Below are 1405 nucleotides of genomic sequence, written 5' to 3' on the forward strand. Positions count from 1 at the left end.
TCAGTTAAGGATCAGTTGAACGATCCAGTGGCTGTGTAAGAATCCGGAAACGCTTCGTTTCCGGATTTTTTTATGCAGCTCAGTCAGGCCCTTGATATCGTCTCTCGTTACGATTCTCTTCGTAATCCTCTGAATACGCTCGCGGATGTTCTTGACCCTGCGCTCATCAGCCGCTGCCTTGAGGAAGCTGGCACGGTCACGCTCCGTAAGCGCAGACTCACTACAGATCTGATGGTCTGGTGTCTCATCGGCATGGCCCTTGAGCGCAAAGAATCCCTTCACGCCATCGTTAATCGCCTTGATATTCTTTTACCGGGAAACCGTCCTTTCGTTGCGCCCAGTGCCGTAGTGCAGGCAAGGCAGCGGCTGGGGGACGACGCTGTACGGCGGGTTTTCGAACAGAGCAGCGAGCTCTGGAATGCACAGACTTCCCACCCTGACTGGTGTGGTCTGACGCTGTACGCTGTTGACGGCGTTGTCTGGCGCACGCCAGAAACACCTGATAATGAGAAGGCTTTTGTCCGTTCAGGCACGGTGGCAGGCGCCTCTCCTTATCCGCAGGTTCGCATGGTCTGCCTGATGGAACTCACCAGCCATCTTATCAGCGGCGCCGCGATGGGCTGCCAGAACGAGAATGAGATGGTGCTGGCAGAAGGTCTCATTGAACGCGCGTGCGACAACAGCCTGACCCTCTTCGATAAGGGCTACACGTCATTCGGTCTGCTTAGCGCCTGGCATGAGGCCGGCGAAAATCGTCACTGGATGATAGCGGCACGTAAAGACCTGCAGTACGAAGAGGTACGTCGTCTGGGGAAGGGAGACATGCTTATCCGGGTAAAAACCTCCGCTCATTCACGGAAGAAATGGCCACATCTGGCGGCGCACACAGAGATGAGGATGATAAGCCGGGAAATAAAAGGCCGGACGTGGCGGTTCCTGACGTCGATGACGGATGCGATGCGTTACCCGGGTAAAGAAATAGCGGATCTCTACAGTCATCGCTGGGAGATAGAGCTGGGATATCGTGAAATAAAGCAGGGTCTCCAGGACAGCAGGCTCACGCTTCGCAGCAGGAAGCCGGAGATGATAAGGCAGGAGCTGTGGGGCGTGCTGCTGGCCTACAATCTGGTGAGATATCAGATGATAAGAATGGCCTCAACGCTGAAGGGATACTGGCCTAACCAGCTCAGCTTCAGGGAATCGACAGCGTGGGTGATGAAACTGCTCTGGACACTTGAAGGCGCATCGCCTGGGCGTATCCCGGAACTGGTAAAGGACGTAAGTTCGATAGCAGAGATGGTCAGACTACCGGGACGACGGGAACGCTCGTTCCCAAGGGTGGTGAAAGAGAGACCCTATAAATATCCGACAGCCAGAAGAAAAAATGCCAGTCAGGCTTAACTGA

Annotated in this window: 1 protein-coding gene; it reads left to right on the plus strand. The window is 54.8% G+C overall.

Annotated elements, in window-relative coordinates:
- Window positions 1-72: 72 nt before the first annotated feature.
- Complete coding sequence (locus tag QMZ65_RS25135; protein ID WP_283216943.1) at window positions 73-1401, plus strand: IS4 family transposase; 1329 nt, start codon at window positions 73-75, stop codon at window positions 1399-1401.
- Window positions 1402-1405 lie beyond the last annotated feature (4 nt).

This window comes from Pantoea sp. EABMAA-21, from assembly GCF_030053335.1.
Taxonomy (GTDB): Bacteria; Pseudomonadota; Gammaproteobacteria; order Enterobacterales; family Enterobacteriaceae; genus Pantoea; species Pantoea communis.

What these genes read in the sequence shown, in the direction of transcription:
- QMZ65_RS25135 (WP_283216943.1), top strand. Translation starts at nt 73, where the DNA reads ATGCAGCTCAGTCAGGCCCTTGATATCGTCTCTCGTTACGATTCTCTT.